Genomic DNA, 25,067 nt, shown 5'->3' with positions numbered 1-25,067 from the left:
AGATTATAGAGACGAAAGCCGGTTCCGCCGCCGCCCCCTTCGGGCGGCGGCGGCGCGCCGGGATCAACTTCGGGAGATATTCATGGCCTGGAAGCGCGTGTGCTCGATCGAGGGATTTCCCGTCAACGCGGTCAGGAAATTCGACGTCGACGGCGTCGAGGTCGTGGCCGTCAATCTCGGCGGCGATTTCCGGGTGATTCCCCCCATGTGCCCGCATATGGAGGAACCGCTCGCCGAATCCGGGCTCTACCAGGACGGCGTGTTCACCTGCACCAAGCACCTCTGGCAATGGGATTTGAAGACCGGCGCCAAGCAGGGCGAGGCCGAACGCGACATCAAGTTCTACCAAAGCAAGGTCGAAGGTACCGACCTGCTCGCGTTCATCGACAAGCCGATCGTATACGAATACATCGAGGAATGACTCCGCGCCGTTCGCCGTTCGTGGTCGTGCCCGGCGCCGAGAACCGTTGCGCGCGATGAAAATCGTCGTTCAAACGAAGGCCGGCGAGCGGACGTTCGACTGCGCCGCGGACGAAAAACTGCTCTACGCCGGCCTGCGCCAGGGCGTGGCTCTCCCTTACGAATGCGCGACCGGCACCTGCGGCACCTGCAAGGCCCGCGCCATATCGGGCTCGATCGTGCCCGGATGGTCGGCGGCGCCGGCGCGCTCCTATCTCAAACCCGATCGCGGCGAATTTCTGCTCTGCCAGGAATCGGCGGCCGGCGATTGCACCGTCTTCGTTCCCGGCAAAATACCGCCCGAGATCGAATTGCTTCCGCGTCCCGCATATCATTGGGGCACGCTCGGAGCCTACGCGCGGCTCACCGCCGACGTGGTGGCGTTCGCGCTCGATCTCGATCCGGCGATGACATTCGTTCCGGGCCAATTCGCGATCTTGGCCGTTCCCGAGGTGGACGGCGGCCGGGCGTACTCGATGGTTAATTTCGCGGCCCCCGCCGGGCGGCTCGAATTCGTGATCAAGGCCAAGCCCGGCGGCAAGTTCAGCGAATGGCTGTTCGCCGCCGATCGCAACGGCACACGGGTACACGTATTCGGCCCGCTTGGGCGGGCGGTCTATCGCCCCGAGGAAGACAAGAATTTTCTTTGCATCGCCGGCGGCAGCGGTATCGCCGGGATGATGGCGATTCTCGCCCGTGCCGACGGCACCGGACATTTCGCGCGCCGCCGCGGTCACGTTTTTTTCGGCGTGCGCACCGCGAACGACGTCTTTTTCCTCGACCGGATGGACGACATCGCCGCCCGATCCGGCGGCAATCTCGCGGTTACCGTCGCGCTGTCGGAAGGCAACGCACCGGATAATTTGCGCGCCCGCCACGCGCATCTTCGCTTTGCGACCGGGTTCGTCCACGCGGTCGCGGCCCAGACCATGGCCGGACAGTACGATAACGTCGTCGCGTTCGTCGCGGGCCCGCCGCCGATGGTGGACGGCGCGCTGCGCATGCTGATCATGGACGCGCGTCTGCCGGCCAAGGACATTCGCTACGACAAATTCGGCTGAAGAGGAGCCACCCATGACCCAGGCGATCACGGAACTGTTGCGGAAAACCCCGCTCTTCGCGGGCGTGTCCGAAGCCGCGTTGGCGGAAATCGCGCGCGCCTCGCGCGAGGAGACGTTCGACGAAGGAGACCGGGTTTACGAGCTGGGCGACGACGCCGAGGCGATCTACATCGTCGCCAAGGGCCGGGTCCGTTTCTCGATCGGGGTCGGCAACCGGGCCGGGACGGATTCGGTGATGGGCCCGGGCCAAGTGTTCGGCTGGGCGGCCTTGATCGACGAGCGCCCGCGCCGGGTGGCGACCGCCGATTGCCTGGAGCCCTGCACGATCGCGGTGATTCCGGCCAAGGCCTTGTTGATGATTTTCGACAAGGACCGGGCGTCGGGCTACCTGGTGATGCGCCGGCTCGCCGGCTTGATCGCCCGGGACTTCCTGTCGGCCCTTGCTGTCTGAATCGCCATCGCCGTCCGCTTGACCACGGTCAAGGATCGGCCCGACCAGCTTGATAGAATACTGTTATCAAAACGATAGGGTCATAGAATTGACTTATTAAGGCCCCTTCGTTGGTCCATTCTGATGGAGCGAGCCCATGACCGTCGACGAAATGATGGAAGGCGAATCCGCCTTTCGCCGCCTGCACCGGAAAATCAATCCGTGCGAAACGCCGGGTTGTTCCGGCAATTGCGCGTACGCCTGGAGTTGCCACAACACCCGACTGGGCAAGATCGGGTTCTTCTGGCCGGGAATCGTCCTGGTCGCGGTCGTCGTGGCGGTGGTTGCGTTGCAATAATCGCCTCGCGTTTCCCGCGCCGTCGTTTCCCAATCGCGCTCGCGACCGGACCGGTCGTCGAGGGCGGTTCTTGCCGGGTAAGACAGAAACTATTAAACAATAGTATTAATAGATTTTACAAACCGACAACCCCAAGCCGATACTGCCTCCTACGTGGAGGCTTTCTAATCCTCACTCGCAAGTCGAACCTAGGCATAAGCTTACGGCCGATAAAAACCGGCTTGCAGAGAGAGGGGGACGGGGAGGGGACGTAATCGATGCGCCGCGTCAGGCGGGGCATCTCGATCTCTCGAACGTCCGGTGTCCGAATAGCCGTGCGGCCGTAACTCGGCCGTTTGGCGAACGCTGCCGCGCCGCTTGGCGCCACAACATAGGGAGACCGTTCATGAGCGAGTCCAAGCTCCTCTACCCGATCGAATCGGAAAATCGTCCGCCGAATGCGCCGTCGGCCCCGAGCCGGCGTCAGGTGCTGTTCGGCGCGGCCGCGGCGGGCGGCGCGCTCGCCACCCTCGGCGTGGGCGCGGCCAAGCCGGCCAAGGCTGCGGCACTCGCGGTGCCGGAAACCGCGAAAAGCATGGGCCGGCCGATCGAGGCCGAGGCCTACGGCATGCCTTCCAAGTTCGAGACGCAATACAAGCGCCGCCGCACCGACGTGTTCGTCAACAAGCAGAACTTCTCCGATTGGAGCATGTCGCCGCTTCAGTACCAGAAGGGGATCATCACCCCCAACGGCGTGATTTTCGAGCGTCATCACGCCGGCACGCCGGACATCGATCCCAAGACCCACAAGCTCGTCATCCACGGCATGGTGAAGCAGCCGCTGGAATTCTCCATGGACGCGCTGTTGCGCTATCCGTCGGTGTCGCGGTTCCATTTCATGGAATGCTCGGGTAACGGGCTCACCGACTGGACCCAGGCCCGTTCCAAGACCGTGCAGCAGACCCACGGACTTCTGTCGTGCTCCCAGTGGACCGGTGTTCCGGCCTCCTGGTTGATCGACGAAGCTGGCCTGCAGCCTGGCGCCAAGTGGGTGATGTTCGAGGGCGCCGACGGTTCCGGCCACGTGCGCAGCGTCCCGATCGAAAAAGTGATGAAGGACACGCTCATCGTCTACGGCTCGGGCGGCGAGATGCTCCGCCCCGAGAACGGCTATCCGCTTCGCGCCTTTATCCCCGGCTGGGAAGGCAACGTTTCCGTCAAGTGGCTGCGTCGGATCAAGGTGTCCGACCAGCCCTGGCACTTCCGCAGCGAAACCGCGCGCTACACCGACCCGATGCCGGAAGGCAAATGGCGCCAGTTCAGCTTCACCATGGAGTGCAAATCGGTCATCACCAATCCCTCGGGCGGGATGAAGATGCAAGGCCCCGGCCATTACGAGATCCAGGGTTTCGCCTGGTCCGGCAACGGCCACATCAAGGCGGTCGACATCACCACCGATGGCGGCAAAACCTGGCGCCAGGCGGAACTGGAACGGCCGATCCTCGACAAGTGCCTGACCCGCTTCACCTACCGCTGGCGGTGGAATGGTCAGCCCGCGAAGGTCGCGAGCCGCGCCGTCGATTCCACCGATTACGTGCAACCGACCGTCGCCGAGATCGCGAAAGCGCGCGCGCTGGTCGGATTCGTCCAGCATCACAACGGGGTCTTCCCGTGGTCCATCGATGCCAACGGGGAGGTCAAAAATGCGATCGCTTAAGACTCTCGTCGCTCTCGCGGCCGCAGCCGCGTTCGTTGCCGGCGGCACCGCCTATGCCCAGTCGTCGAAGCGTCCGGCCGCCAAGTTCGGCAAGCCGATCGCCGAATCCGACATCGCCGCCTGGGATATCGACATCCGTACCCCGGACGGCAAGGGCCTGCCGGCGGGCAAGGGCTCGGTCGCCCAGGGCAAGGAGATCTATGCCGCCAAGTGCCTGCCGTGCCACGGCGCGGACGGCAAAGCCGGCGATCAGGTCGGCCCCTTGTTCGGGGGTATTGGCTCGTTCAAGACCAACGCACGGGTCCTGACCCCGGGCAGCATGTACCCGTACGCGCCGATCCTGTTCGACTACACCCGGCGCGCCATGCCGATGACCGCCCCGCAAACCTTGACCAACGACGAGGTCTACGCGCTTTCGGCCTACCTGTTGTTCCTCAACGGGCTGGTGAAGGAAGACGCGGTCATGGACGCCAAATCGCTCGCGGCGGTGCAGATGCCGAACAAGGACGGCTTCATTCCCGACGATCGCCCCGACGTGAAGGCGGTTCGTTGCATGAAGGACTGCCAATAATCGTTGAAGTAGCCCGATCCTCCCGGACACGGTAGGCTACGCCCGGCGGGCAATAACCCGCCGGGTTTTCTTTTCAGGGATACCGATTATGGGCAAGACCAAGGCCCCGGTTTTGGCCGAAAGCGACGTCCGATCCCGCTTGGCCGCCGAATTGCCGGCCTGGACGCTGGAGGGCGGACACCTCGAACGGGTCTACCGCACCAGCGGCTGGCGCTCGAGCCTCCTATGCGCCAACGCCGTCGGCCACCTCGCCGAGGCCGCTTGGCACCATCCCGATCTGATGGTTTCGTTTCGTACGGTCACGGTCCGCTTGATGACCCACGATTCGAACGGAATCACGGAACTGGATTTTGCGTTGGCGAAAAAGATCGAGGATTTAATTGGCTGGCGCCCGGCGAAAGACGGAAGCCCCCTGCCCGGAACCCCTGATCGGCCCGAGTTCAAATATCTTGATTACGGCGATAAATAAGGGCGGCGCGGCTTTTCGCCGGTCGCGGAGTCGTGTTAAAGTTGCCGGATAAGGTACTAACAATAGAACAACTTGGGGAGATGGTCCGATGGCCGACGGCGATGTTCGCGCCGACGCGAAGACCCAGCGCCAATCGTTGCGCGGGTTCCTCGCCATGGTCGAGCGCGACTTTCCCGACGAACTCGTCCGCATCCGGACGCCGGTCAAGACCGACCTCGACATCACCTCGCTGGTGTTCGAACTCGAACAGATGGGGAAGAGCCCGGTCGTCGTCTACGAGAACGTCGAAGGGCACACGATCCCGGTCGTCACCAACATCGCCGGCAACCGCAAACTGCTCGCCGCCTGCCTCGGCGTCGCGCCCGCCGATCTGCCGACCGCGTTTCGCGAGCGCTGCCAGAAATACATACCGTGCGAAACGGTCGCCAACCCGGCCTGGAACGAGGTGGTGATCGAGGGCGACGCGGTCGACCTGGCGAAGCTTCCGATCCCGCGCCATTTCTCGGTCGATCAGGCCCCCTACATCACCGCCGGCCAGATCGCGGCGCGCGATCCGGTCTCGGGCGTCGACACGACGGGCTTTCATCGGCTGATGGTCAAGGGCAAGAATAGGCTCGGCGTTTCCCTCCATTCGCGCCGGCGCATGTACGAATTCCACCGCCGCGCCGAGGAGCGCGGCCGATCGCTTCCCGCCGCCATTACCCTCGGCATCCATCCGCTTCATTACATGGGCTCGATGGTCTACGCCTATCCGCCCCATGTGCGCAAATTCGAAATCATCGGCGGCCTGTTCGGCGAGTCCTATCGCCTCGCCAAGTGCGGGGTTTCCGATCTCGAGATTCCGGCCGGGGCCGAAATCGTGATTGAAGGGGAAATTCTGGCGGGCGTGCGCGAGCCGGAGGGCCCGTTCAGCGAATTCACCGGCTACGCGTCCTACCGCAGCACGCAGAACGTCTTCGTCGCGCATCGCATCCGCATGCGCCGCGACGCCATGTTCCATTCGGTGGCGTCGGGTATGTCGCAGGACCATATCCTGATTTCCTGCGTCACCCGCGAAGGCGAAATTCTCAACACGCTCCGCCGCAACCTGCCCAACGTGATCGCGGTCCACGTGCCGCACCGGACCTGCGGCGCGTTCATGGCCTTCATCAAGATGAAGAAGACCGCGCAGGGCGAGCCGCAGCAGGCAATCATGGCCGCGCTCGGCACCGAGTTCTACACCAAGTACGTGGTGGTGGTGGACGAAGACGTGGACATTTTCGACATGAGCGACGTGATGTGGGCGATCGCGACCCGGGTACGCGCGGAAAAGGACATCGTTCTCATTCCGGGCTGCAAGGGCGCGATCCTCGATCCGACGTCCGATCCGGAGACGTTCACGCTGACCAAGATGGGGATCGACGCCACCCGCCCGGTCGGCAAGGATTTTGCCGAGCGCCTGACGATTTCGGACGAACAACGCGCGCGCGTGCGCGGCATTTTGAGTGCCGCCGGGATCGGGTTATGATCGGAATCAACGAAACGACCGTCGTCAAAACAGGGAGAAATATCATGAAAGTTATCCATGGAATCGCCATCGCCGCCGGGATGCTGCTCGTCGTTCCCGGGGCGCACGCCCAGCAAAAGGTCGATCTCGCCTTCGGCACGGTCGGGGTCGGCTCGGCCTGGTACAATTACGGCGCCGGCATGGCCGAACTGGTCAAGCCCAAACTGCCGGCGGGTTCCTCGATCAACGTGCTGCCCAAGGCGGGCGGTGTTGGCAACATCAAGCTGATCCAGTCGGGCGAAATGGATTTCGGCATCAGCTTCGCCGTGACCTCGGCCGAAGGCTGCGGCGGCTTCGGCGCGTTCAAGGAGAAGCAAACCAAGGTGCGCGGCCTGATCGGCGGCCTCGACATCTACTACTTCGGCACCTTCGTCACCAAGAAGTCGGGGATCACTTCGTGGGAGGAGATCGCCGCCGGCAAGAACAAGTTCCACCTGCTCACCACGCGCGCCGGCGGCACCGGCGAGCAGGGCGTGCGCCAGGTGCTCGAACTGCTGGGGTCCAGCAAGGACGACGTCGCCAAGAAAGGTGGCATGATCGAGGCGACCGAACGTTCCGGCGCCGCCGAAAGCATCCGCGACGGCCAAGCCCACGGCTGGGCCCACGTGGTGACCAAGGGCCATCCGGCCGCGACCCAGATCGTCACGCTCAACGAGATGGTCATGCTGCCGCTGCCCGACAAGGTCATCAAGGGCATGGTCGAGAAGAACGGCTGGGCGACGGCCGAGATTCCGGCGAACACCTTCAAGGGCCAAGCCGCGCCGGTGAAGACGGTGATGGCGGTCTCCAACATCCTGGTGTCGTCGTCGGTTTCCGACGACGTCGCCTACATCTTCACCAAGACGGTGATGGAGAACGCCGACAAGCTGCCCAAGATCCATGCCGCGCTAGCCGATTTCGATCCCAAGCGGGCGGCGGAACCGGGGCTCAACGGCAACTGCCCGCTCCATCCCGGCGCGGTCAAGTACTACAAGGAAGCGAAGCTTCTGAAATAAGCGGATGCGGGCGGCCGGCCCGTTGCGGGGACTCGGCGTTCCGTGGTACTTCCGGCCGCCCATGCTCGTCTTTTCCTCGGGTTCATCGCGCTCGCGCTGACGGCGGTCGAGTTCGCGCCGCTTGCTCTCGGCCGCTCGATCTACGAAGTCGCCTTTCTCGGCATCCACGTCGGGGCGACGACGGCGATCGTTTTCCTGGTCATCGGTTGGAACGCGCGGCGCAAGCCCGAGGACGGCGTTCCCGCCGTCGACGTGTTGTGCGCGATCCTGGCGCTCGCGTGCGCCGGGTACTTCGCGTCCCAGGGTTTGCGCATTTCCGAACGGATCGAGGGCGTCGACGAGGTATTGCCCCTCGATTACGCGTTCGGGCTGCTGTTGATTCTGCTTTTACTCGAGGCCTGCCGGCGCATCGCCGGGATAGTGCTGATGCTGGTGGCGGTGATCTTCATCGCCTACGTCTTTCTCGGGCCCTACCTGCCGGGGGTGCTGTCGCACCGCGGCATGAGCCTGATGCGCTTCGTCGATCTGCAAGTGCTCTCGACCCAGGCGATCTTCGGCACGCCCATTTCGGCGTCGGCCCACATGGTGTTCTATTTCGTCGTGGTCGGCGCGTTCCTGGAACGCTCCGGCGCGGGCAAGCTGTTCGTCGATCTCGCCTATTGCGCCACCGGGCGCGCCTGGGGCGGCGCGGGCAAGGCGGCGGTGATTTCATCGGGTCTGTTCGGTACCGTTTCCGGCAGCGCGGTCGCCAACGTGTTGATCAGCGGAATCATGACCATCCCGCTGATGAAGCGGACCAAGTTCAAGGGCACGCTCGCCGGCGCGATCGAGGCGACCGCCTCGACCGGCGGGCAGCTCGCGCCGCCGGTGATGGGGGCGGCGGCTTTCATCCTCGCCGACATTGTCGGCGTCAGCTACGCCTCGGTCGCTTTCGCCGCCATCGTGCCGGCGGCGCTTTATTACCTGTCGCTGTACGTGGTGGTGGATAGCCACAGCCGCCGCCACGGCCTCGCCCCCAGCACCGAATTGCCGATCGCCGAATCCTTTGCCGGTTTGCGCGAACGCTGGCACATTCTGCTGCCGCTCGGGATAATGATTTACTTGCTGTTCGAGGGATTCTCGCTGCGGCTGGTCGGGGCCGCGTCGGTCGTGGCCATCGTCGCCGTCGCCTTCGTGCGTGCCTCGACCCGCATGAGCCTCTCCGCCATGTACGAGGCGGTGATCGGCGGCGCGCGCGCCGCAGCCGAAGTCGCGATCCCGTCGGCGGTCGCCGGCATCATCGTCGGCGTGCTGGTGCAAAGCGGCATGGCGCTCAACCTGGAACGCTGGCTGCTCCATGTCGCCGGCGATTCGCTGATGATCTCGCTCGTCGGCGCGATGGCGCTGACGCTGGTTTTCGGCATGGGCATGCCGACCTCGGCCGCTTACCTGGTCGCCGCGGTGCTGGTCGGTCCCGCCTTGCAACATCTGGGCGTGCCGGCGCTCGCCGCGCACATGTTCATCTTCTATTTCGCGGTGCTGTCGATGGTGACGCCGCCGGTCGCGCTCGCGGCCTACGCCGCCGCCGGCATCAGCGGCGCCAGCCTATGGACCACCGGCTGGTACGCCTTCCTGATCGCGGTGCCGGGATTCATGATCCCGTTCGCCTTCGTCTTCGACCAGGGTATCCTGCTGCAGGGCGAGCCGTGGCGGATCGCGCGCGTGATCGCGACCGCCGGTTTCGGAATCTTCGCGTTTTCGTCCGCGCTCGGCGGATTTTTCCTGGGGCCGATCGCCTGGCCGGCGCGAATCGTCCTGTTCGTGCTGTCGCCGCTTCTGGTCGATCCCGATCCGCTCACCGACCTGATCGGCGTCGGCGGGATCGTGCTGATTTTTGGCTGGCAATACTGGCGCTGCAAAATCGTGCCGCGGCGGCAAAAGATCATGTCGGATTCGGAGGTCTAGGTCATGCGCGTGAAAATCGAGGGCGGTTGGGTGGTCGGCTTCGATCGGGGTGGGCACGTCCTGATCCGCGACGGGGTCGTGGTGTTCGAAGGCGACAAGATTCTCCACGTCGGCAAGTCTTTCGCCGGCCGCGCCGACCGGACCATCGATGCCAAAGGTAAGCTGGTCGCGCCGGGATTCATCGACACCCACGTCCATTCCGGCCATCGCGCCTCGCACCGCCTGATCGCCGATGTCGGCCGTCCCGAATACTTCGGCCAGCCGTTTCTCGAAATCTCGGTGCCGAAGGAAGGCAGGGTGGTCAAGGGCGATCCGCGTTATCTGAAACACGGCGACGAAGGCGCCGAAGCCGCGTTCCGCCTCAATGCCCGCTTCACGGTCGTCGAGCTGCTGCGCAACGGGGTCACCACCTTCGTCGAATACGGAAGCCAGTTGAAGGTCCAGGACGCGCTGTTGGCCCAAGTCGAGCGCTTGGGTACGCGCGCGTATCTTGCGCCAGGCTACGACTGCGGACGCTGGGTCGGCGACGACAAAGGGCGTTTGAAGCGCGTGCGCAACGATCAGGCGGGCCTCGACGGCCTTGCCACCGCGCTCGATTGGATCGCCCGGCACGACGGCAAGGCCGAAGGGCGCGTACGCGGCATCCTGGTGCCGCGCGAGGTGGAAACCTCGAGCGTCGAGGTCCTGAAGCGCACCCGCGAGGCCGCCGATCGCCTGAAATTGCCGATGGCGACCCATGCCGCCTACAGCGTGCTCGAATTCCACGACGTGGTGCGCGAGCACGGGTGTACGCCGATCGAGCTGCTCGAATCCTTAGGTATGCTGCGCCCGACCCTCAACATCGGGCACGGCAATTTCGTCGCCGACAACTCGAACCTCAATTATTCGCGCGCCCGCGACCTGGAATTGATGGGCCGGGCCGGCACTTCCATTTCCCATTGCCCGATCAACATCGTGCGGCGCGCCCGCACCCTGGATAATTGGAAGAAATACCGCGCGGCGGGCGTCAACATCGCCCTCGGCTCCGACACCTATCCGCGCGACATGGTCCTCAACATGCGCTGCGCGTCGTACCTCGGCAAGATCATGAGCCACACCTATTTGGCCGCGACCGCGGCCGAGGTGTTCGCGGCGGCGACCTTGGGCGGCGCGATTTCCCTCGGGCGCGACGATCTGGGACGGCTCGCGCCGGGCGCGCGCGCCGATATCGTCATCATCGACTTCGCCGGGCGCAATTCGCTGCGTTTCGGCCCGATCCGCGATCCGATCAAGAGCCTGGTCGAATGCGGCGTCGGCGACGACGTGGACACCGTCATCGTCGACGGCCGTGTGTGCATGGAAGGCGGCGTCATTCCGAACGTCGATGTCGCGGAGTTGCGGGCCGAGGCGCAGGAAGCGGGCGAACGCGTGTGGGCGAGCCTGCCGGAATGGGACCCGCTCGGCCGCACGGCGGAGGAAGCCTGCCCGATGAGCTATCCGGCGGGCGACTGAGCGGTTTCTACCCCCCGCTCAGCGCCTGGACGATCTGCACTTCGCTCTCGATGCCGACCGGCATCGCCAGGTCGTGCACCTGGCGGCCGTCGAGGAATACCCGGATATGCGGACGGATGCGGTCTTGCTCGTCGACGATGCGGAAGCGCAGGCCCGGATAGCGTCGGTCGAGGTCGGCGAGAACCTCGGCGAGGGTTGCGCCTTTCGCGTCCACCTCCCGCTGCCGGGTATAGGAGCGGAGCAGTCCGGGAATCAGGACTTTCATGGGGGCGGCTCTTCGGGCGGGAGCGGTCTCAACCCAATTCCGCCGCCTCGACCGCGTAGATTTCGGGCAAATGGCGCGCGATGCAGCGCCAGCGGCCTCCCTCGTTCGCGCCCATCCACAATTCGCCGCTGGTGGTCCCGAGATAGAGGCCGAGCGGGCTGCCCGCATCCGCGCACATGGCCTGGCGCTTCACCGTCCACCACGCCTGGGCCTTCGGCAATCCGGAATCGAGTCGGCGCCAGGATTTACCGCCGTCGCGGGTGACGTAGGCGGCCGGCGCCCCGCCCGGGCTGGTGCGCGGCCAGACGGTGGTGCCGTCCATCGGGAATACCCAGGCGGTGTCCGCATCGCGCGGATGCACCACCAGGGGAAAGCCGATGTCGCCGATCTTCTTGGGCATGCTTTTTCCGATCCGCGTCCACGTCTTCGCCGGCCGGTCGAGCCGATAGATGCCGCAATGATTCTGCTGATAGATCCGATCGGGGTTGGTCGGGCAAAGCCGGAGACAATGAGGATCGTGAAAGGCGAGGTTGCCGGGCTCGAATCCTTCGACCACGTCGAGGCCGTCCGACAGCGGCGTCCACGTTCGGCCGCGGTCGGTCGATTCGTGCACGCCGCCGCTCGACATGGCCATATAGAGGTGCGCAGGGTCGCGCGGATCGACAATGATCGAATGCAGTTTCGGCCCGTCGGGCGTGCCGGCCTGCTCGTCGCCCATGTAGGCGCGATAGCGCGGGTCGTCGTTGAGCCCGGAGACCGGCTCCCAGGTGACGCCGCCGTCCTCGGAGCGGAACAGGCCCTGGGGCGAAGTGCCCGCGTACCACGCCCCCGGTTCGCGTACGTGGCCGGGCGTCAGCCAGAAGGTGTGATCGACGACGCGGCCTTTCTGGCCCTCGGGCGCCTTGGCGAACGCCGGCGGCCGGACCGCCTCCTTCCAGGTGCGCCCGAGATCGGTCGAACGGAAGATGGTCGGGCCGAGGTGGCCGGTTTTCGCCGCCGCGAGCAGGGTTTTGCCGTCACGCGGATCGAGCGCGAGCTGGCTGACGACATGGCCGAGGAAATGCGGCCCGTCGGGCTTCCATGTTTTCCGCGCCGCGTCGGCGCGATAAATCCACGCGCCCTTGCGCGTGGCGACGAACAAGACCGTCCCACGTACCCGCCGGGCGGCCGGTTTCCCATGTTTGCGTTTCATTGCAACAAGCCCATACTCGGGATTCCCAGTGTACATATTTGCGCATCACGAATGGAACAAAGGAAACACGCCATTCCGAATAAGGTCTTTCTCGTCGCGCGACAGGGACGCATGCGCCGCCGGCCAGCGCGTGCTATAACGAAAATCGGTACGAACCTGGGAGGGCGACGATGATCCGATACCTCGCGGCGATGGCGGTAGGCGTTTTCGCATTTCTCAACGCGCCGATCCTATCCGCGCACCACGGCTGGAGCGGCTACGATTCGGCGACCGTGCTCAATCTCACCGGCCCGATTGCGCGGGTTTCCTACGTCAACCCGCACGTCGAAATCGACGTCAACGCCGACGGCAAGACCTGGACCGCGATTTTAGCGCCGCTTTTCCGCATGCAGGCGCGCGGGCTTCCGGAGGACAGCCTCAAGGTCGGCGATCGCGTGACCCTGGTCGGCTATCCGCACCGCGACAAGACCGGCGAGTTGCGCGCCGAGCGCATCGTCGTCGCCGGCAAGACCGTCGAACTGCGCTGAGCCGCGCGGCCCATGCACGCCGCCCAGGAACCGGCGTGGGTGCTCGCCATCGAGCACACGGCGCTCGGCGAGGCGATGCGCGGCGGCGTGCTGCTCTATCCGATCGTCGAAACCGGGCACATCCTCGGTTTTGCCACCCTGGTCGGATCGGTTTTGATTTTGGATTTGCGCTTGATGGGCCTTGGGCGGGGCATCCGGCCGAAGGCGATGCTCAAGATCGCCGTGCCGGTGGCGGCGTGCGGACTTCTGCTCGCGGCCGTGACCGGCGCGATGCTGTTCGTGACCGAGGCCACCAGCTACGTCCGCAATCCGGCGTTCTACGCCAAGCAGGCCCTGATCGTCCTCGGCCTCGTCAACATCGCGATCTTCCACCGCAAGCTGCTGCCGCTCGCCGATCGGTGGCCCGATCACGCGCCGCCGCCCGGGTCGGCGCGCGTCTCCGGCGCGCTGTCGGCGGTCACCTGGATCGGCGTTTTGATTTGCGGGCGCTTTATCGCCTACGTCTAGTTATCGTCTGCGTCTGGGCGTTTCGGCGGGGGCCTTGTCGAGCAAGGCCTCGAGCCGTTTCATGAGCGGGTCGAGGATTTTCCGCGAAAAAACGTATTCGCGCCGGATTCCTTCGTCGTCGACCATGGTCAGCTTGACATCGTCGCCGTCGGGGGTCAGGTAGGCTTTCGGCACGAGGGTGATGCGGGGCATAATGGTCTTCCTGTCCCCTAATCCTTGTCTGCGCGCCGGACCGCCGCGAACGCCGCCGTTTCCGTTTCGCGCCAGCGTTTCACCAGTCCGGCGTCCAACCCGAACAGGTCGAGCGCGCGCCCGACCGTGTGGTCGACCAGGTCGGCGACGGTCTTGGGCCGGCTGTAGAACCCGGGCATCGGCGGCGCGATGATTACGCCCATCTCGGCCAGGATCGTCATGTTGCGGAGGTGAATCGCGTGCAGCGGCGTTTCGCGTACCGCCAGCACCAGAGGACGGCGCTCCTTGAGGCAGACGTCGGCCGCGCGCGCGAGCAGGTTGCCGGTAACCCCGGTCGCGATCTCCGACATGGTCTTGACCGAACACGGCATCACGATCATGCCAAGCGAGCGGAACGATCCGCTCGAGATCGGCGCGGCGACGTCGTTGACGTGATAGGCGCGCGTGGCGAGCTTGCGCACCCGGGCGCCCGTCCAATCGGTTTCGTAGGCGAGCGTCTGCTCGGCGGCCTTGCTCATCACCAGGTGCGTTTCGATGCCGAGATCGCGCAGAACCTGCAGCAGCCGGACGCCGAGAATGGCGCCGGACGCGCCGGAAATGCCGACGACGATGCGCCGGGCGGGTTGCGAGGCGGGTTTTCGTTTGCGACTGGGCATGGCGGCGGCACTATAGCAGCCCGGCCGGTGATGGGCGACGGTCCGGGAGATGGCGGGCGGTTGCCGGCGGATCGGGAATTGTCGAACCGGAGCCGGCACGCTAACGTCTTGGGTCATTTTCGGGGGAGGAAACCCATGTCGCGCCGCTTCTCGCGTTTCGCCCGCGCTACGCTCGCGCTCGGCCTATTGGCGATCGCCTATCCGTCCCACGCGTTGGATCAGCTTTACATCATGGCCCCGGCGGCGCCCGGCGGCGGTTGGGACGGCACCGCGCGCGCCATGCAGGAAGCGTTGCAGGGCGCCGGCATCGTCCGCTCGGTTCAGGTCGAGAACGTGACCGGAGCGGGCGGGACCATCGGGCTCGCCCAGTTCGTCAAGCGCGAACGCGACGGCAAGGCGCTGATGGCGACCGGCCTCGTCATGGCCGGCGCGATCCTGACCAACAAGTCGCCGGTCAATTTCTCCCATGTTACGCCGATCGCGCGCCTGACCCAGGAATGGCAATCGATTGCGGTGTTGAAGAACTCCGATCTCAAATCGATCGCTGACCTGATCCAACGGCTCAAGACCAATCCTGGCGCGGTGTCGTGGGGCGGCGGCTCGGCGGGCGGCGCCGACCAGATGACCGCGGGCCTGTTCGCCAAGGCGGTAGGGGCCGATCCGGCCAAGATCAACTACGTGGCGCATTCGGGCGGTGGGCAGGCGATGGCGACCATTCTCGGCGGGCACGTTACGCTCGGCGTCAACAGCGCGTCCGAATTCCTCGATCAGGTCCAGGCCGGAACAATGCGCTATCTCGCGGTTTCGAGCGACAAGCGGATTCCGGGGATCGACGCGCCGACCTTCCGCGAGCAGGGCGTCGATCTCGTCTTCTCCAACTGGCGCGGCGTGGTCGCGCCGCCCGGCATTTCGGCGGCCGACAGGAAGGCTCTCGCCGACGCGGTCGACAAGATGGTCAAGTCGCCGCAATGGAAGGCGATCCTGGAAAAGCGCGGCTGGATCGACGCCTATATGCCGACGGCCGAATTCGAGGCCTTCCTCAAGGACGAACGCTCGCGGGTCGAGACAACGCTCCGCTCCATCGGCCTGGTGCGCTGAAAACGGCGCGCGCCCGGATGGGGCGGATCGTGCGCCTGGCGCGTTCGCCCGAGGCGTTGTTCGGCGCCGGCGTCGCCGCCCTCGGCGTGTTCGTGCTGGCGGCGGCGGAAGACATCCTCTCGCCGGCGCCGTGGGGTCCGGCGCTGATGCCGCGCATCGTCGGCGCCGGGCTGCTGCTGCTCGGGCTTGCGACCGTGGCCGAGCGGCTGCAAGCGCAAGCGCCCGCCCGAGGCGACGCTTCCGACGACGGTGGCGCGACCGACAACGATTGGCGCGGCTTCGCCTGGATCCTCGCGAGCCTCGCGGCGTTCGGCCTGCTGGTCGGGCCGGTCGGCTTTCCGCTGGCGGCCGCCCTACTGTTCGCGTGCGTCGCGCGCGGTTTCGGCTCGCCGAGGTCCGGGCGCGATTTTGTCCTCGGCCTTGCGCTGGCGCTGGCGGCGACCCTGCTGTTCGCGCATTTCCTCGGCCTGCCGCTGTCGTGGGGTGGCGCACTCGAATCGATCCTGAGATCGCGCTAGCGGGAATCCGGGCATGGAAGCGCTCGCCGGTCTCGCCTCGGGGTTCGCGATCGCCTTCACGCCGACCAACCTCGTCTGGTCGCTGGTGGGCGTGACGCTCGGCACCTTCATCGGCGTGCTGCCCGGCATTGGCCCGGCGCTGACCATCGCGCTGCTGTTGCCCGTCACCTACAAGATCGACCCGACCGCCGCGTTCATCGTCTTCGGCGGCATCTACTACGGCGCCATGTACGGCTCCTCCACCACCTCGATCCTGATCAATACGCCGGGCGAAACCGGCTCGATCGTCACCACCCTCGACGGTCACCAGATGGCGCGGCGGGGGCGCGGCGCCGCCGCGCTCGCCACCGCGGCGATCGGTTCGTTCGTCGCCGGAGTGATCGGTACTTTTCTGCTCGCACTGCTCGCGCCCGAGGTGGTCAAGCTCGCCCTGCTGTTCGGCCCGGCGGAATATTTCGCCCTGATGTGCGTCGCCTTCGTCGCTATTTCGTCCATGCTCGGCTCGTCCGTGCGGCGCGGGCTGGTGGCGCTGTTCCTGGGCCTCGCGCTGGGCCTGGTCGGCATCGATCAGCAGTCGGGCCAGGCGCGCTACGCCTTCGGCCTGCTCGAGTTGCTCGACGGCATCGGCGTGGTGGTGGTCGCGGTCGGCCTGTTCGCGCTGGGCGAGGCGCTCTATTTCGCGTCGCGTCGGGACTTGCGCCAGGAAAGCATGGCTCCGCTCAAGGGCTCGCTCGCCATGACCGCCGAGGAATGGCGGCGTTCGTGGAAGCCGTGGCTGCGCGGCACCGCGATCGGGTTTCCGCTGGGCGCGCTGCCGGCGGGGGGCACCGAGCTGCCGACGTTTCTGTCCTACCGGGTCGAGCGCGACCTGTCGCCCCGCAAGGAGGAATTCGGCCGAGGCGCGATCGAGGGCGTCGCCGGGCCCGAGGCCGCCAACAACGCCGCGGTCGCGGGCGTTTTGGTGCCGTTGCTCACCTTCGGATTGCCGACTTCGGCGACGGCGGCGATCATGCTCGCCGCCTTCCAACAATACGGCATCAATCCGGGGCCGCTTCTGTTCGCCAACAACGCCGCCTTGGTGTGGGGGCTGATCGCCAGCCTGTTCATCGGCAACGCCATGCTGCTGGTGCTGAACCTGCCGATGGCCGGGCTTTGGGTCCGGCTGCTCCATATTCCGCGCCCGTGGCTGCAAGGCGGCATCGTGCTGTTCGCGGTGCTCGGCGTGTTCGGCGCGTCGCGCGCGATCGCCGACATCGCCATTCTGGCCGGGGTCGGATTGCTCGGGTTCGTCTTGAAGCGTCTCGATTATCCGCTGGCGCCGGTGGTGGTGGGACTGATCCTCGGGCCGATGGCCGAGGTTCAGTTCCGCCGCGCGCTGCAGATCGCCCAGGGCGACTGGTGGGTGTTCGTGGAAAAGCCGATCGCGGCGGCACTGTTCGCGCTCGCCGCGATCCTGCTCGTGTTGCCGTCACTGATTCGCTTTTACGCGAAACGATCGCCCCGATAGGGGCGCGTCGTTGAAAAAGCGCGCGTCATGCCGTTAGGCATGCGTTCGCATGACGATTCTCGCCCGCGCGCCTTAATTCCTGAGCCGCCGGACCAACGACCAGGCCGCCGGCAGCAGCGCGCCGCCGAGCACGATCTTGAACGCGGACGACAGCAGAAACGGCGTCACGCCGACGGCGACCGATTTGGAAAACCCGTACATCGGCACCAGCCAGGCGAGGCCGAAAACGAACACGACCACGGTCGCGACGAAATTGACCGCCGTCGCCTTGAGGAAGGTGCGATCCCACCCCTTCTCCGCGAGCCAGCCGGCAAGCCAGGCGGCGGCCACGAATCCGACCAGATAGCCCCCGGTCGGCCCGAGCATGTAGGGAAGGCCGATGCCTTTTTCGGGCGTGCCGGCGAACACCGGCAGGCCGATCGCGCCTTCGAACAAATAAAGTGCCAGAGTGGCGAAGCCGAGTTTGGCGCCGAACGCCATGGCGATGACCACGATGGCCAGCGTCTGCATGGTCATCGGCACCGGCCAGAACGGCACCTGGATTTTGGCGGAAACGGCGATGATCGCGGTGCCGGCGAGCGCGAGCAAGGTGTTGCGTACCGCGTGCCCGAGCGGCGTCGTTTCGGGCAGGGCGGAAATAAGAGTGGCGATCCGCGGGGCCATGTCGTGGCTCTCCTCTATTATAAGGGCTCGGCATGCGGTGCCGATCCGGCGGGCGACTATAGCCTAATCGAAATGTGCGCTCAACGCGCGGCCAGCCCGGCGAAAGCGGCGTGCAAGGCGCCGACTAAGCCGCTCTTGGGGTTGCCGACCCGCTCGATCAGGCCGATGCGGCGCGTCAAGGGCGGCTCGCCGAACGGGACGTAGCGTACCGGCAGGGGATACGGTCCTTCGACGCAACGCTGCGGGACGATGGCAACGCCGAGGCCGAAATAGACCATCAGCAGGATTGATTCGATCGAATCGAGCTCCATCGCTTGGCGCGGGCGCAATCCCCGCGCGCGCAGACTCTGTTGGATCGGGCGCGCGACCCAGGCCCGGCGGTTGTAGCGGATGTAGGGCCATGCCGCGAGCAACTCGCGATCGGTCTTTTCCGTGCTTTGCGGCGGCGCCGCGACGATGATTTTTTCGGTTGCGATCGGCCGCCAGACGAGGTCGGCCTGAACGTGGCTCGGCTCGCTGATCAGGGCGGCATCCAACTCGCCGCGCTCGACCCGCGGCAACAATTCGCCCGACATGCCGTTGACGAGGTTGACGGCGATGTTCGGATGGATTTTCTGCAGGCCGGCGAGCGCCTTGGGCACGATCCCCGACAGCGCGGTCGGAATCGCGCCGACCTCGAGCAGGCCCGCCATGCCGTCGACGGAGGCGCCCGGTGCGTCGGCCATGCGCTCGTAAAGTTCCAGGATCTCGCGCGCGCGTCGCACCAGGCGCTTGCCATGGTCGTTGAGGGTGGGCGGGCGGCGGCGGCGGTCGAAGAGCCGGACGCGCAACTCGTCTTCGAGACCGCGCAGCTGCATGCTGACGGCCGATTGGGTGAGCCCGACGGCGCGGGCGGCGGCCGCGAAGCTGCCGTGATCGGCGACCGCGACGAGGGTACGCAGGTTGCGAATGCTCATGGAAAAACCCCGGAATTCTCACTCATTACATCAAATTATTTAAAGTAATGGAACAATCTTATTCAATTTTCTTCTCTTTTTGTGAAGTGTAACGTCCCGCCGCAATCGCCGATTTCGCCCGGCCGATTTTGCAAGGGCCGCATTTGCCAGGGAGGACTTGCCCCATGGGCCACGTTTCCACCTCGACTCCAGCTGTTGCCAAGGACGCCACCAAGGATCGGGACCCGCAGCAGATGGAAAAGGATCGCGCCACGGTCGCGGAGTTGATGACCAAGGCGCGCGCCGCCATGGCGGCGTTCGCCAACGCCTCGCAGGAAACGGTGGACGACGCGGTGCGCGCGCTCGCCTGGACCATCTACGAGCCGGGCCGGGCCAAGGCGCTCGCCGAAATGGCGGTCCGGGACACCGGCCTCGGCAACGTGCCCGACAAGATCGTCAAGAACCAGCGCAAGACCTTCGGCACGCTGCGCGATCTGCTGCGCGCGCGCACGGTCGGAATCATCGCGGAAGACCCGAAGCGCGGCATCGTCCAGTACGCAAAGCCGGTCGGCGTGGTCGGCGCGATCTGTCCCTCCACCAATCCCGCCGCCACGCCCGCCAACAAGGCGATGATGGCGGTCAAAGGTCGCAACGCCATCATCATCGCGCCGTCGCCCGCGGGCCAAGGCACCGCCCTCCGGTTGGTCGAGATGATGCGCGCCGAATTGACTCGCGCCGGCCATCCCGCCGATCTGATCCAGGTGCTGCCGCCGCCGGTGTCCAAGACCCTGACCCAGGCGCTGATGGAGGCGTGCGACCTCATCGTCGTCACCGGCTCGCAGGACAACGTGCGGCGCGCCTACGGCTCGGGCAAGCCGGCGATCGGCGTCGGCGCCGGCAACGTGCCGGTGATTATCGATTCGTCCGCCGATTTCGATCAGGCGGCGGCTAAGATTTGCGCCTCCAAGACGTTCGACAATTCGACCTCGTGCTCGTCGGAAAACTCACTGATCATCGTCGACGACGCCTACGACCGGGCGATCGCCGCGCTCAGGAAAGTCGGCGGCTATCTCGCCACCCCGGCGGAAAAGGCCGCGATCCGGGAAAAGCTCTGGGTCAACGGCTCGCTCAACCGCCACATCATCGCCAAGGACCCGCAGGTGTTCGCGGAAATGACCGGGCTTCCCGACGCGGCGAAGAAGGCGAAGTTCTTCATGGTCGAGGAAACCGGGGTCGGGCGCGACCATCCGTTCTCGGGCGAGAAACTCTCGCTCGCGCTCGCCGTCTATCGCGCCAGGGATTTCGATGCGGCGATCGCCCGGGTGCGCGAAATTCTCGCCTTCCAGGGCGCCGGCCATTCTTGCGGCGTGCACACGAGCGATTTGGACCACGCCCGGCGGCTGGCGTCCGAACTGGACGTGGTGCGCGTGCTGGTCAACCAAGCGCACGCCTTCGGCAACGGCGGCAGCTTCGACAACGGCCTCAACTTCACCCTCAGCATGGGCTGCGGTACCTGGGGCGGCAACAGCATCAGCGAAAACCTCAATTACCGGAACTTCATCAACATTACTCACCTCTCGACGGTGATCCCCGAGGACAAACCGACCGAGGACGAGTTGTTCGGGCCCTATTTCGCCCGGCATGGGCGTGGTTGAGCGGGCGCCGCTGACCGGCGGTTTTCAACGATGAATTTCGAAGAACACGTCGCCAAGGCACAATTCGCCGAGGTCGGCATTCCGGTGCCGGAAGGTCGGCTCGCGACCACTCCGGCGGAAGCCGCCGCCGCGGCGCAGACGCTCGGGCCCGTCGCGGTCAAGGCGCAGGTGCCCGCCGGCAAGCGCGGCAAGGGCGGCGCCATCGCGCTGGTCGATTCCCCAGCCGAGGCGGAGGCGGCAGGGCGTCGCATTCTCGGCATAACGCTGGGCACCCATCGGGTCGAACGGCTGCTGGTGGAAAAGCGCGTCGCCATCGCGCGCGAGCTTTACGCCGCCGTGCTCAACGATCCCGCCAGCAAGGGCCCGCTGGTGCTGTTCTCGACCTTGGGCGGCATGGACATCGAGGAAGCGGCCGCGCGCGACGCCAACGCCGTTCGCCGCCGCCCGGTCGACATCCTCGCCGGGTTCACTGCCAAGGACGCGGATGCGATGATCGCGGGTCTCGATCTCGGCCCGGCGCGGGCCAAGATCGCGGATCTGCTCGCCCGGCTCTATGGTTTCTATCGCACGCGCGACGCGGAAATGGTCGAAATCAATCCGCTCGCGCTGACCAAGACGGGCGATCTGATCGCCCTCGACGGCAAGCTGACCGTGGACGACGGCGCGCTGCCGCGCCAGGAGGCGCTCGCCAAACTGGGCGTCGTTGAGCCCTTGTCGGCGTTGGAGGCGCGCGGGCGCGCGCTCGGGCTCCGCTTCATCGAGCTCGATGGCAACATCGGCATCCTTGCCAACGGCGCCGGTCTCACCATGACCACCATGGACGCGGTGCGCCACTTCGGCGGCCGGCCGGCGAACTTCCTCGAAATCGGCGGCGACGCCTATACCCAGGCCAAACCCGCGCTCGAACTGGTGCTCGCCAATCCCGGCGTCAAGAGCCTGATGGTCAACTTCTGCGGCGCGTTCGCGCGCACCGACGTGATGGCCGAAGGCGTGGTCAAGGCGTGGGAGGAACTGCGCCCGAAAATTCCCGTTTTCTTCTCGATCCACGGCACCGGCGAGGAGGAAGCGGTCAAGCTGGTCAAGGCGCGCCTCGGCATCGAACCGTTCGATTTGATGGACGACGCGGTAAAAAACGCCGTGGAGGCCGCACGATGATCGTTCGACGCGAACACCGGGTGCTGGTTCAGGGCATCACCGGCAAGCAAGGGACCTTCTGGACCGAAAAGATGATCGAATGCGGAACGCGCGTGGTCGGCGGGGTCAACCCGAAGAAGGCGGGAGAGACTCATCTCGGCCTTCCGGTATTCGCCTCGGCCCAGGAAGCGGCGAAGAAAACTCCCTTCGACGTCTCCGTCCAGTTTGTGCCGCCCATGGGGGCGCGCGCGGCGGCCGAAGACGCCATTGCCGCCGGCGCCAAGCTGATCGTCATGCTGACCGAACATATCCCCGCTCAGGACGTGATGGCGGTGCTCGCCCAGGCCAAGGCGAAGGGCACCCGCGTCGTCGGCCCCAACACCGCCGGCTTGGTTACGCCGGGCGAAGGCTTCGTCGGCATCATGCCGGGCTTCAACACCAACGTGTTCAAGCCGGGGCGGATCGGCGTGATTTCCCGGAGCGGCAGTCTCGGCACTCTCGTATGCCTCGTGCTGACTCGCGCCGGGTTCGGCCAGTCGGCGTTCTACGGCATCGGCGGTGACGCCATCATCGGCACCACCAGCCGCGACGCGCTCGAAATCTTCGAAAAGGATCCCGGCACCGACGCCGTGGTGCTGGTTGGCGAAATCGGCGGCGCGGCGGAAGAAGCGGCGGCCGACTACGCCAGGACCATGACCAAGCCGGTGGTTTCGTTCATCGCCGGCCGCGCCGCGCCGCCCGGCAAGCGCATGGGCCACGCCGGCGCCATTGTCCTGGGCGATCGCGGCACCTATGATTCCAAGCGCCGCGCCCTTGAAGCGGCCGGGGTCAATGTCGTCGATCTGCCTTCCGGCCTCGCGCCCGCGCTGACGCGTGCGCTGGCCCGCGTCCGGGCGCCCGCCGCGACCTGAACGGCTGGCACGTGGCCAAGGGAGGCCCATGACCGGCCACATCGCCGTCATCAACGCCGGCTCCTCCAGCGTCAAATTCGCGATCTATCCGGCCGCCACCGACGCCGACGGAGGCGAACCGGCGGCGATGGTGCGCGGCCAAGTCGCCGGCCTTGGCGTCGAGCCTCGACTGACCGCGCAGGCGGCGGATGGACGCGATCTCGCCGCTTCGCGCGCGGTGCCCGGCGCGAAGGCCGACCACGCCGAGGCGATCGCCGCGATCGTCGCCGATCTTGCCGACTGGGTGCCCGGATCCCGTCTCCTCGGGGCGGGTCATCGCGTCACTCACGGCGGTTCCGAATTCGACCGGCCGGTGGTGTTGACGCCTGCGATCCTGGCACGGCTGGAAACGCTCGCCCCGCTCGCCCCCCAGCACCAACCGCACAACATCGCCGCCATTCGCGCGCTCGCCGCCCACGCGCCGGACGCGGTCCAGGTCGCCTGTTTCGATACCCAGTTCCACGCGACGCAGCCTGCGGTCGCGCGCCTGACCGGCCTGCCGCGCGCTTATCACGAGCGCGGGCTCCGCCGGTACGGCTTTCACGGCCTTTCCTACGAATACGTGACCGGCGCGTTCGCCCGCATCGCCGGCGAGCCGCTGCCCGAACGCACCGTCGTTGCCCACCTCGGCAACGGGTGCAGCCTTGCCGCCGTGCTGGGCGGGAAAAGCATCGCGACGACTATGGGCTTTTCGACTCTCGACGGCGTGCCGATGGCGACCCGTAGCGGCGCGATCGATCCCGGCCTGTTGCTCCATCTGCTGCGGACGGAAGCGATGGACATCGGTTCGCTCCAGTATCTACTCTACGACCGCTCGGGCTTGCTCGGAATTTCGGGAATCAGTTCGGACATGAAGACGTTGCTTGCCAGTCCCGAACCGGCGTCCAAGGAGGCGATCGAGTTCTTCGGTTATCGCATCGCCCGCGAGTTCGGTTCGCTCGCGGTCGCGCTCGGCGGCTTGGACGCAGTCGTTTTCACTGGCGGCATCGGGGAGAAAGCCGCGCCGGTGCGCGCCGATATTTGCGCCCGTCTCGCCTGGCTCGGCCTCGATTTCGACGCGGACGCCAACGCCCGCGCTGGCACGCGCATCTCGCGCGGCGATTCGCGTGTTTCGGCCTGGGTGGTCCCGACCGACGAGGAAAGCGTGATCGCCCGTCACACCCTGCGCCTCATGGCCGCGCGATGACCGACGCAATCTTGTTCTACGGGATTCTGGTGCCGGCGGCGGTGATCGGCGGATTCCTGCGCGGGTTCGCCGGGTTCGGCGGCCCGCTGTTCATGCTGCCGATCCTCAGCTTCTTTCTCTCGCCACCGGTCGCGGTCGGCGTCATGATGTGGATCGATATTTTTTCCAACGTGCATCTGATCCCCGATGCCCGCGCCGACAGTTCGCGCGGCGTGGTCATTCCGTTGCTGATCGGCACCGCCATCGCCATGCCGGTCGGCGCCCACGTTCTGTTGAGCGTCGACCCGGTATTGATGAAGAGAATCATCTGCGCCTCGATCCTGCTGATGGCGCTGGTGTTGCTGACCGGCTGGCGGCTCCGCAGCGTCCTCGGCGCGCCGGGCTACGTCGGGATCGGCGCCTTGAGCGGCTTCGTCATGGGCTCGACGGCGATCGCGGCGGTAACGCCGCTTTTTCTCGGCGCTGGACACCGGAGCGCGGCACAAAACCGCGCCGACTTCATTATTTGGGTTTTTTTCGGGACCATTTTGCTGATCGCGCTGTTGACCTGGCGCGGCGCACTCGCGGCGGGCGACACGGTCGCGATTCTGGTCCTGACGCCGATCTACCTCGCGAGCGTGATATTAGGCACCCGCACTCATCGCCGCGCTTCCGACGCGGTGGTCCGGCGCACGGTCCTGGGGTTGGTGATCGTCACCGCGATCGTCGGTCTCGTTCTCTGACTTCAGGCTTGCGCGAGCAGGATGGCGGCGGCCGCGGCGATATCGTCGGCGGTGGCGCCGCGCGACAAATCGCTGATCGGACGGGCGAAGCCCTGCAGCACCGGGCCGATGGCGCCGGCGCCGCCCAGGTGCTGGACCAGCTTGTAGGCGATGTTTCCGGAATCGAGGTCAGGAAAGACCAGCACGTTGGCGCGCCCGGCGACGGCGCTGGCGTCCTTGATCTTGCGCTCGGCGACGCGGGCGACCAGCGCGCTGTCGGCCTGCAACTCGCCGTCGATGGCTATATCCGGGGCGCGGGCGCGCGCGATCTCGGCCGCGCGGCGGACCTTGTCGATGCGTG

Annotated in this window: 28 protein-coding genes; 21 read left to right on the top strand and 7 right to left on the bottom strand. The window is 66.0% G+C overall.

Annotated features, from left to right (window positions below; genetic code table 11):
• The first annotated feature begins 82 nt into the window (after positions 1–82).
• From FJ311_00140 to FJ311_00090, 11 genes are all read left to right on the top strand, one after another.
• Positions 83–421, top strand: a complete 339-nt coding sequence (locus FJ311_00140; protein MBM3949845.1) for a Rieske 2Fe-2S domain-containing protein — start codon at positions 83–85, stop codon at positions 419–421.
• A gap of 55 nt (positions 422–476) precedes the next feature.
• Positions 477–1,520 (top strand): 2Fe-2S iron-sulfur cluster binding domain-containing protein, encoded by a 1,044-nt coding sequence (locus FJ311_00135; GenBank protein ID MBM3949844.1) that lies wholly within the window; start codon positions 477–479, stop codon positions 1,518–1,520.
• 13 nt (positions 1,521–1,533) lie between these two features.
• Positions 1,534–1,971, top strand: coding sequence for a cyclic nucleotide-binding domain-containing protein (locus FJ311_00130; protein ID MBM3949843.1), 438 nt, complete (start codon positions 1,534–1,536; stop codon positions 1,969–1,971).
• Positions 1,972–2,107: 136 nt separating this feature from the next.
• Positions 2,108–2,308: a hypothetical protein gene (locus FJ311_00125; GenBank protein ID MBM3949842.1), complete on the top strand. Its 201-nt coding sequence runs from the start codon at positions 2,108–2,110 to the stop codon at positions 2,306–2,308.
• A 385-nt stretch (positions 2,309–2,693) separates the two neighbouring features.
• Positions 2,694–4,004 (top strand): sulfite dehydrogenase, encoded by a 1,311-nt coding sequence (gene soxC / locus FJ311_00120; protein ID MBM3949841.1) that lies wholly within the window; start codon positions 2,694–2,696, stop codon positions 4,002–4,004.
• Complete coding sequence (locus tag FJ311_00115; protein ID MBM3949840.1) at positions 3,991–4,575, top strand: cytochrome c; 585 nt, start codon at positions 3,991–3,993, stop codon at positions 4,573–4,575. The genes soxC and FJ311_00115 overlap by 14 nt, the downstream gene beginning before the upstream one ends.
• Positions 4,576–4,663: 88 nt before the next feature.
• Positions 4,664–5,044, top strand: coding sequence for a 4a-hydroxytetrahydrobiopterin dehydratase (locus tag FJ311_00110; protein MBM3949839.1), 381 nt, complete (start codon positions 4,664–4,666; stop codon positions 5,042–5,044).
• Positions 5,045–5,132: 88 nt separating this feature from the next.
• The gene (locus FJ311_00105; protein ID MBM3949838.1) at positions 5,133–6,551 is read left to right on the top strand and encodes a UbiD family decarboxylase; all 1,419 of its coding nucleotides are present in this window, start codon (positions 5,133–5,135) and stop codon (positions 6,549–6,551) included.
• Positions 6,548–7,585, top strand: a complete 1,038-nt coding sequence (locus FJ311_00100; GenBank protein MBM3949837.1) for a TAXI family TRAP transporter solute-binding subunit — start codon at positions 6,548–6,550, stop codon at positions 7,583–7,585. The genes FJ311_00105 and FJ311_00100 overlap by 4 nt, the downstream gene beginning before the upstream one ends.
• A gap of 42 nt (positions 7,586–7,627) precedes the next feature.
• Positions 7,628–9,529: a TRAP transporter fused permease subunit gene (locus FJ311_00095; protein ID MBM3949836.1), complete on the top strand. Its 1,902-nt coding sequence runs from the start codon at positions 7,628–7,630 to the stop codon at positions 9,527–9,529.
• A gap of 3 nt (positions 9,530–9,532) precedes the next feature.
• Complete coding sequence (locus FJ311_00090) at positions 9,533–11,020, top strand: amidohydrolase family protein (protein MBM3949835.1); 1,488 nt, start codon at positions 9,533–9,535, stop codon at positions 11,018–11,020.
• Positions 11,021–11,027: 7 nt separating this feature from the next.
• Here the strand turns inward: FJ311_00090 and FJ311_00085 are convergent, their stop codons facing one another.
• Positions 11,028–11,285, bottom strand: coding sequence for a MoaD/ThiS family protein (locus FJ311_00085; protein ID MBM3949834.1), 258 nt, complete (start codon positions 11,283–11,285; stop codon positions 11,028–11,030).
• A 28-nt stretch (positions 11,286–11,313) separates the two neighbouring features.
• The gene (locus FJ311_00080) at positions 11,314–12,477 is read right to left on the bottom strand and encodes a glycosyl hydrolase (GenBank protein ID MBM3949833.1); all 1,164 of its coding nucleotides are present in this window, start codon (positions 12,475–12,477) and stop codon (positions 11,314–11,316) included.
• Between the two features lie 170 nt (positions 12,478–12,647).
• On the opposite strand from FJ311_00080, the gene FJ311_00075 reads away from it, so the two are divergent.
• A complete protein-coding gene (locus tag FJ311_00075; protein ID MBM3949832.1) occupies positions 12,648–13,004 on the top strand; it encodes a hypothetical protein in 357 nt (118 codons plus the stop codon).
• A 12-nt stretch (positions 13,005–13,016) separates the two neighbouring features.
• Positions 13,017–13,511, top strand: coding sequence for a hypothetical protein (locus FJ311_00070; GenBank protein ID MBM3949831.1), 495 nt, complete (start codon positions 13,017–13,019; stop codon positions 13,509–13,511).
• On the opposite strand, the gene FJ311_00065 is transcribed toward FJ311_00070, so the two are convergent.
• Both FJ311_00065 and FJ311_00060 read right to left on the bottom strand, forming a co-directional pair.
• A complete protein-coding gene (locus FJ311_00065; GenBank protein MBM3949830.1) occupies positions 13,512–13,703 on the bottom strand; it encodes a hypothetical protein in 192 nt (63 codons plus the stop codon).
• Positions 13,704–13,720: 17 nt separating this feature from the next.
• Complete coding sequence (locus FJ311_00060; GenBank protein MBM3949829.1) at positions 13,721–14,359, bottom strand: UbiX family flavin prenyltransferase; 639 nt, start codon at positions 14,357–14,359, stop codon at positions 13,721–13,723.
• 135 nt (positions 14,360–14,494) lie between these two features.
• Between FJ311_00060 and FJ311_00055 the strand changes: the two genes are divergently transcribed.
• The 3 genes from FJ311_00055 to FJ311_00045 are packed head-to-tail and all read left to right on the top strand — an operon-like array spanning position 14,495 to position 17,482.
• On the top strand, positions 14,495–15,457 hold the full coding sequence (locus FJ311_00055) for a tripartite tricarboxylate transporter substrate binding protein (GenBank protein ID MBM3949828.1): 963 nt from the start codon (positions 14,495–14,497) through the stop codon (positions 15,455–15,457).
• Between the two features lie 17 nt (positions 15,458–15,474).
• Positions 15,475–15,975, top strand: coding sequence for a tripartite tricarboxylate transporter TctB family protein (locus FJ311_00050; protein ID MBM3949827.1), 501 nt, complete (start codon positions 15,475–15,477; stop codon positions 15,973–15,975).
• 13 nt (positions 15,976–15,988) lie between these two features.
• Positions 15,989–17,482 carry a tripartite tricarboxylate transporter permease gene (locus FJ311_00045; GenBank protein ID MBM3949826.1) on the top strand — a complete coding sequence of 498 codons (1,494 nt, stop codon included), beginning with the start codon at positions 15,989–15,991 and terminating at the stop codon, positions 17,480–17,482.
• 72 nt (positions 17,483–17,554) lie between these two features.
• On the opposite strand, the gene FJ311_00040 is transcribed toward FJ311_00045, so the two are convergent.
• Both FJ311_00040 and FJ311_00035 read right to left on the bottom strand, forming a co-directional pair.
• Positions 17,555–18,145, bottom strand: coding sequence for a biotin transporter BioY (locus tag FJ311_00040; protein MBM3949825.1), 591 nt, complete (start codon positions 18,143–18,145; stop codon positions 17,555–17,557).
• Positions 18,146–18,225: 80 nt separating this feature from the next.
• Positions 18,226–19,101 carry a LysR family transcriptional regulator gene (locus tag FJ311_00035; GenBank protein MBM3949824.1) on the bottom strand — a complete coding sequence of 292 codons (876 nt, stop codon included), beginning with the start codon at positions 19,099–19,101 and terminating at the stop codon, positions 18,226–18,228.
• 233 nt (positions 19,102–19,334) lie between these two features.
• On the opposite strand from FJ311_00035, the gene FJ311_00030 reads away from it, so the two are divergent.
• From FJ311_00030 to FJ311_00010, 5 genes are read left to right on the top strand one after another with little or no spacing between them, the layout of a single operon-like run.
• On the top strand, positions 19,335–20,735 hold the full coding sequence (locus FJ311_00030; GenBank protein ID MBM3949823.1) for an aldehyde dehydrogenase family protein: 1,401 nt from the start codon (positions 19,335–19,337) through the stop codon (positions 20,733–20,735).
• Positions 20,736–20,765: 30 nt separating this feature from the next.
• Complete coding sequence (locus FJ311_00025) at positions 20,766–21,890, top strand: succinate--CoA ligase (GenBank protein ID MBM3949822.1); 1,125 nt, start codon at positions 20,766–20,768, stop codon at positions 21,888–21,890.
• The gene (sucD, locus tag FJ311_00020; protein ID MBM3949821.1) at positions 21,887–22,780 is read left to right on the top strand and encodes a succinate--CoA ligase subunit alpha; all 894 of its coding nucleotides are present in this window, start codon (positions 21,887–21,889) and stop codon (positions 22,778–22,780) included. The genes FJ311_00025 and sucD overlap by 4 nt, the downstream gene beginning before the upstream one ends.
• A gap of 28 nt (positions 22,781–22,808) precedes the next feature.
• Positions 22,809–24,005 (top strand): acetate/propionate family kinase, encoded by a 1,197-nt coding sequence (locus tag FJ311_00015; protein ID MBM3949820.1) that lies wholly within the window; start codon positions 22,809–22,811, stop codon positions 24,003–24,005.
• Complete coding sequence (locus FJ311_00010) at positions 24,002–24,727, top strand: sulfite exporter TauE/SafE family protein (protein MBM3949819.1); 726 nt, start codon at positions 24,002–24,004, stop codon at positions 24,725–24,727. Before FJ311_00015 ends, FJ311_00010 begins: the two co-directional genes overlap by 4 nt.
• A 2-nt stretch (positions 24,728–24,729) precedes the next feature.
• Here the strand turns inward: FJ311_00010 and FJ311_00005 are convergent.
• A partial coding sequence (locus tag FJ311_00005) for a phosphate acetyltransferase (GenBank protein MBM3949818.1) occupies positions 24,730–25,067 on the bottom strand: 338 nt, incomplete at its 5' end.

This window comes from Rhodospirillales bacterium, assembly GCA_016872535.1.
Taxonomy (GTDB): domain Bacteria; phylum Pseudomonadota; class Alphaproteobacteria; order Rhodospirillales; family 2-12-FULL-67-15; genus 2-12-FULL-67-15.
The sequence above is the reverse complement of the archived record's forward strand: the minus strand, read 5'-3'. Positions and strand labels throughout refer to the sequence as shown.

What these genes read in the sequence shown, in the direction of transcription:
- FJ311_00030 (MBM3949823.1), top strand. Translation starts at nt 19,335, where the DNA reads ATGGAAAAGGATCGCGCCACGGTCGCGGAGTTGATGACCAAGGCGCGC.
- FJ311_00080 (MBM3949833.1), bottom strand. Translation starts at nt 12,477, where the DNA reads ATGAAACGCAAACATGGGAAACCGGCCGCCCGGCGGGTACGTGGGACG.
- FJ311_00105 (MBM3949838.1), top strand. Translation starts at nt 5,133, where the DNA reads ATGGCCGACGGCGATGTTCGCGCCGACGCGAAGACCCAGCGCCAATCG.
- FJ311_00070 (MBM3949831.1), top strand. Translation starts at nt 13,017, where the DNA reads ATGCACGCCGCCCAGGAACCGGCGTGGGTGCTCGCCATCGAGCACACG.
- FJ311_00050 (MBM3949827.1), top strand. Translation starts at nt 15,475, where the DNA reads ATGGGGCGGATCGTGCGCCTGGCGCGTTCGCCCGAGGCGTTGTTCGGC.
- FJ311_00135 (MBM3949844.1), top strand. Translation starts at nt 477, where the DNA reads ATGAAAATCGTCGTTCAAACGAAGGCCGGCGAGCGGACGTTCGACTGC.
- FJ311_00045 (MBM3949826.1), top strand. Translation starts at nt 15,989, where the DNA reads ATGGAAGCGCTCGCCGGTCTCGCCTCGGGGTTCGCGATCGCCTTCACG.
- FJ311_00035 (MBM3949824.1), bottom strand. Translation starts at nt 19,101, where the DNA reads ATGAGCATTCGCAACCTGCGTACCCTCGTCGCGGTCGCCGATCACGGC.
- FJ311_00010 (MBM3949819.1), top strand. Translation starts at nt 24,002, where the DNA reads ATGACCGACGCAATCTTGTTCTACGGGATTCTGGTGCCGGCGGCGGTG.
- FJ311_00090 (MBM3949835.1), top strand. Translation starts at nt 9,533, where the DNA reads ATGCGCGTGAAAATCGAGGGCGGTTGGGTGGTCGGCTTCGATCGGGGT.
- FJ311_00065 (MBM3949830.1), bottom strand. Translation starts at nt 13,703, where the DNA reads ATGCCCCGCATCACCCTCGTGCCGAAAGCCTACCTGACCCCCGACGGC.
- FJ311_00025 (MBM3949822.1), top strand. Translation starts at nt 20,766, where the DNA reads ATGAATTTCGAAGAACACGTCGCCAAGGCACAATTCGCCGAGGTCGGC.
- soxC (MBM3949841.1), top strand. Translation starts at nt 2,694, where the DNA reads ATGAGCGAGTCCAAGCTCCTCTACCCGATCGAATCGGAAAATCGTCCG.
- FJ311_00100 (MBM3949837.1), top strand. Translation starts at nt 6,548, where the DNA reads ATGATCGGAATCAACGAAACGACCGTCGTCAAAACAGGGAGAAATATC.
- FJ311_00015 (MBM3949820.1), top strand. Translation starts at nt 22,809, where the DNA reads ATGACCGGCCACATCGCCGTCATCAACGCCGGCTCCTCCAGCGTCAAA.
- FJ311_00125 (MBM3949842.1), top strand. Translation starts at nt 2,108, where the DNA reads ATGACCGTCGACGAAATGATGGAAGGCGAATCCGCCTTTCGCCGCCTG.
- sucD (MBM3949821.1), top strand. Translation starts at nt 21,887, where the DNA reads ATGATCGTTCGACGCGAACACCGGGTGCTGGTTCAGGGCATCACCGGC.
- FJ311_00115 (MBM3949840.1), top strand. Translation starts at nt 3,991, where the DNA reads ATGCGATCGCTTAAGACTCTCGTCGCTCTCGCGGCCGCAGCCGCGTTC.
- FJ311_00140 (MBM3949845.1), top strand. Translation starts at nt 83, where the DNA reads ATGGCCTGGAAGCGCGTGTGCTCGATCGAGGGATTTCCCGTCAACGCG.
- FJ311_00085 (MBM3949834.1), bottom strand. Translation starts at nt 11,285, where the DNA reads ATGAAAGTCCTGATTCCCGGACTGCTCCGCTCCTATACCCGGCAGCGG.
- FJ311_00060 (MBM3949829.1), bottom strand. Translation starts at nt 14,359, where the DNA reads ATGCCCAGTCGCAAACGAAAACCCGCCTCGCAACCCGCCCGGCGCATC.
- FJ311_00055 (MBM3949828.1), top strand. Translation starts at nt 14,495, where the DNA reads ATGTCGCGCCGCTTCTCGCGTTTCGCCCGCGCTACGCTCGCGCTCGGC.
- FJ311_00075 (MBM3949832.1), top strand. Translation starts at nt 12,648, where the DNA reads ATGATCCGATACCTCGCGGCGATGGCGGTAGGCGTTTTCGCATTTCTC.
- FJ311_00040 (MBM3949825.1), bottom strand. Translation starts at nt 18,145, where the DNA reads ATGGCCCCGCGGATCGCCACTCTTATTTCCGCCCTGCCCGAAACGACG.
- FJ311_00110 (MBM3949839.1), top strand. Translation starts at nt 4,664, where the DNA reads ATGGGCAAGACCAAGGCCCCGGTTTTGGCCGAAAGCGACGTCCGATCC.
- FJ311_00130 (MBM3949843.1), top strand. Translation starts at nt 1,534, where the DNA reads ATGACCCAGGCGATCACGGAACTGTTGCGGAAAACCCCGCTCTTCGCG.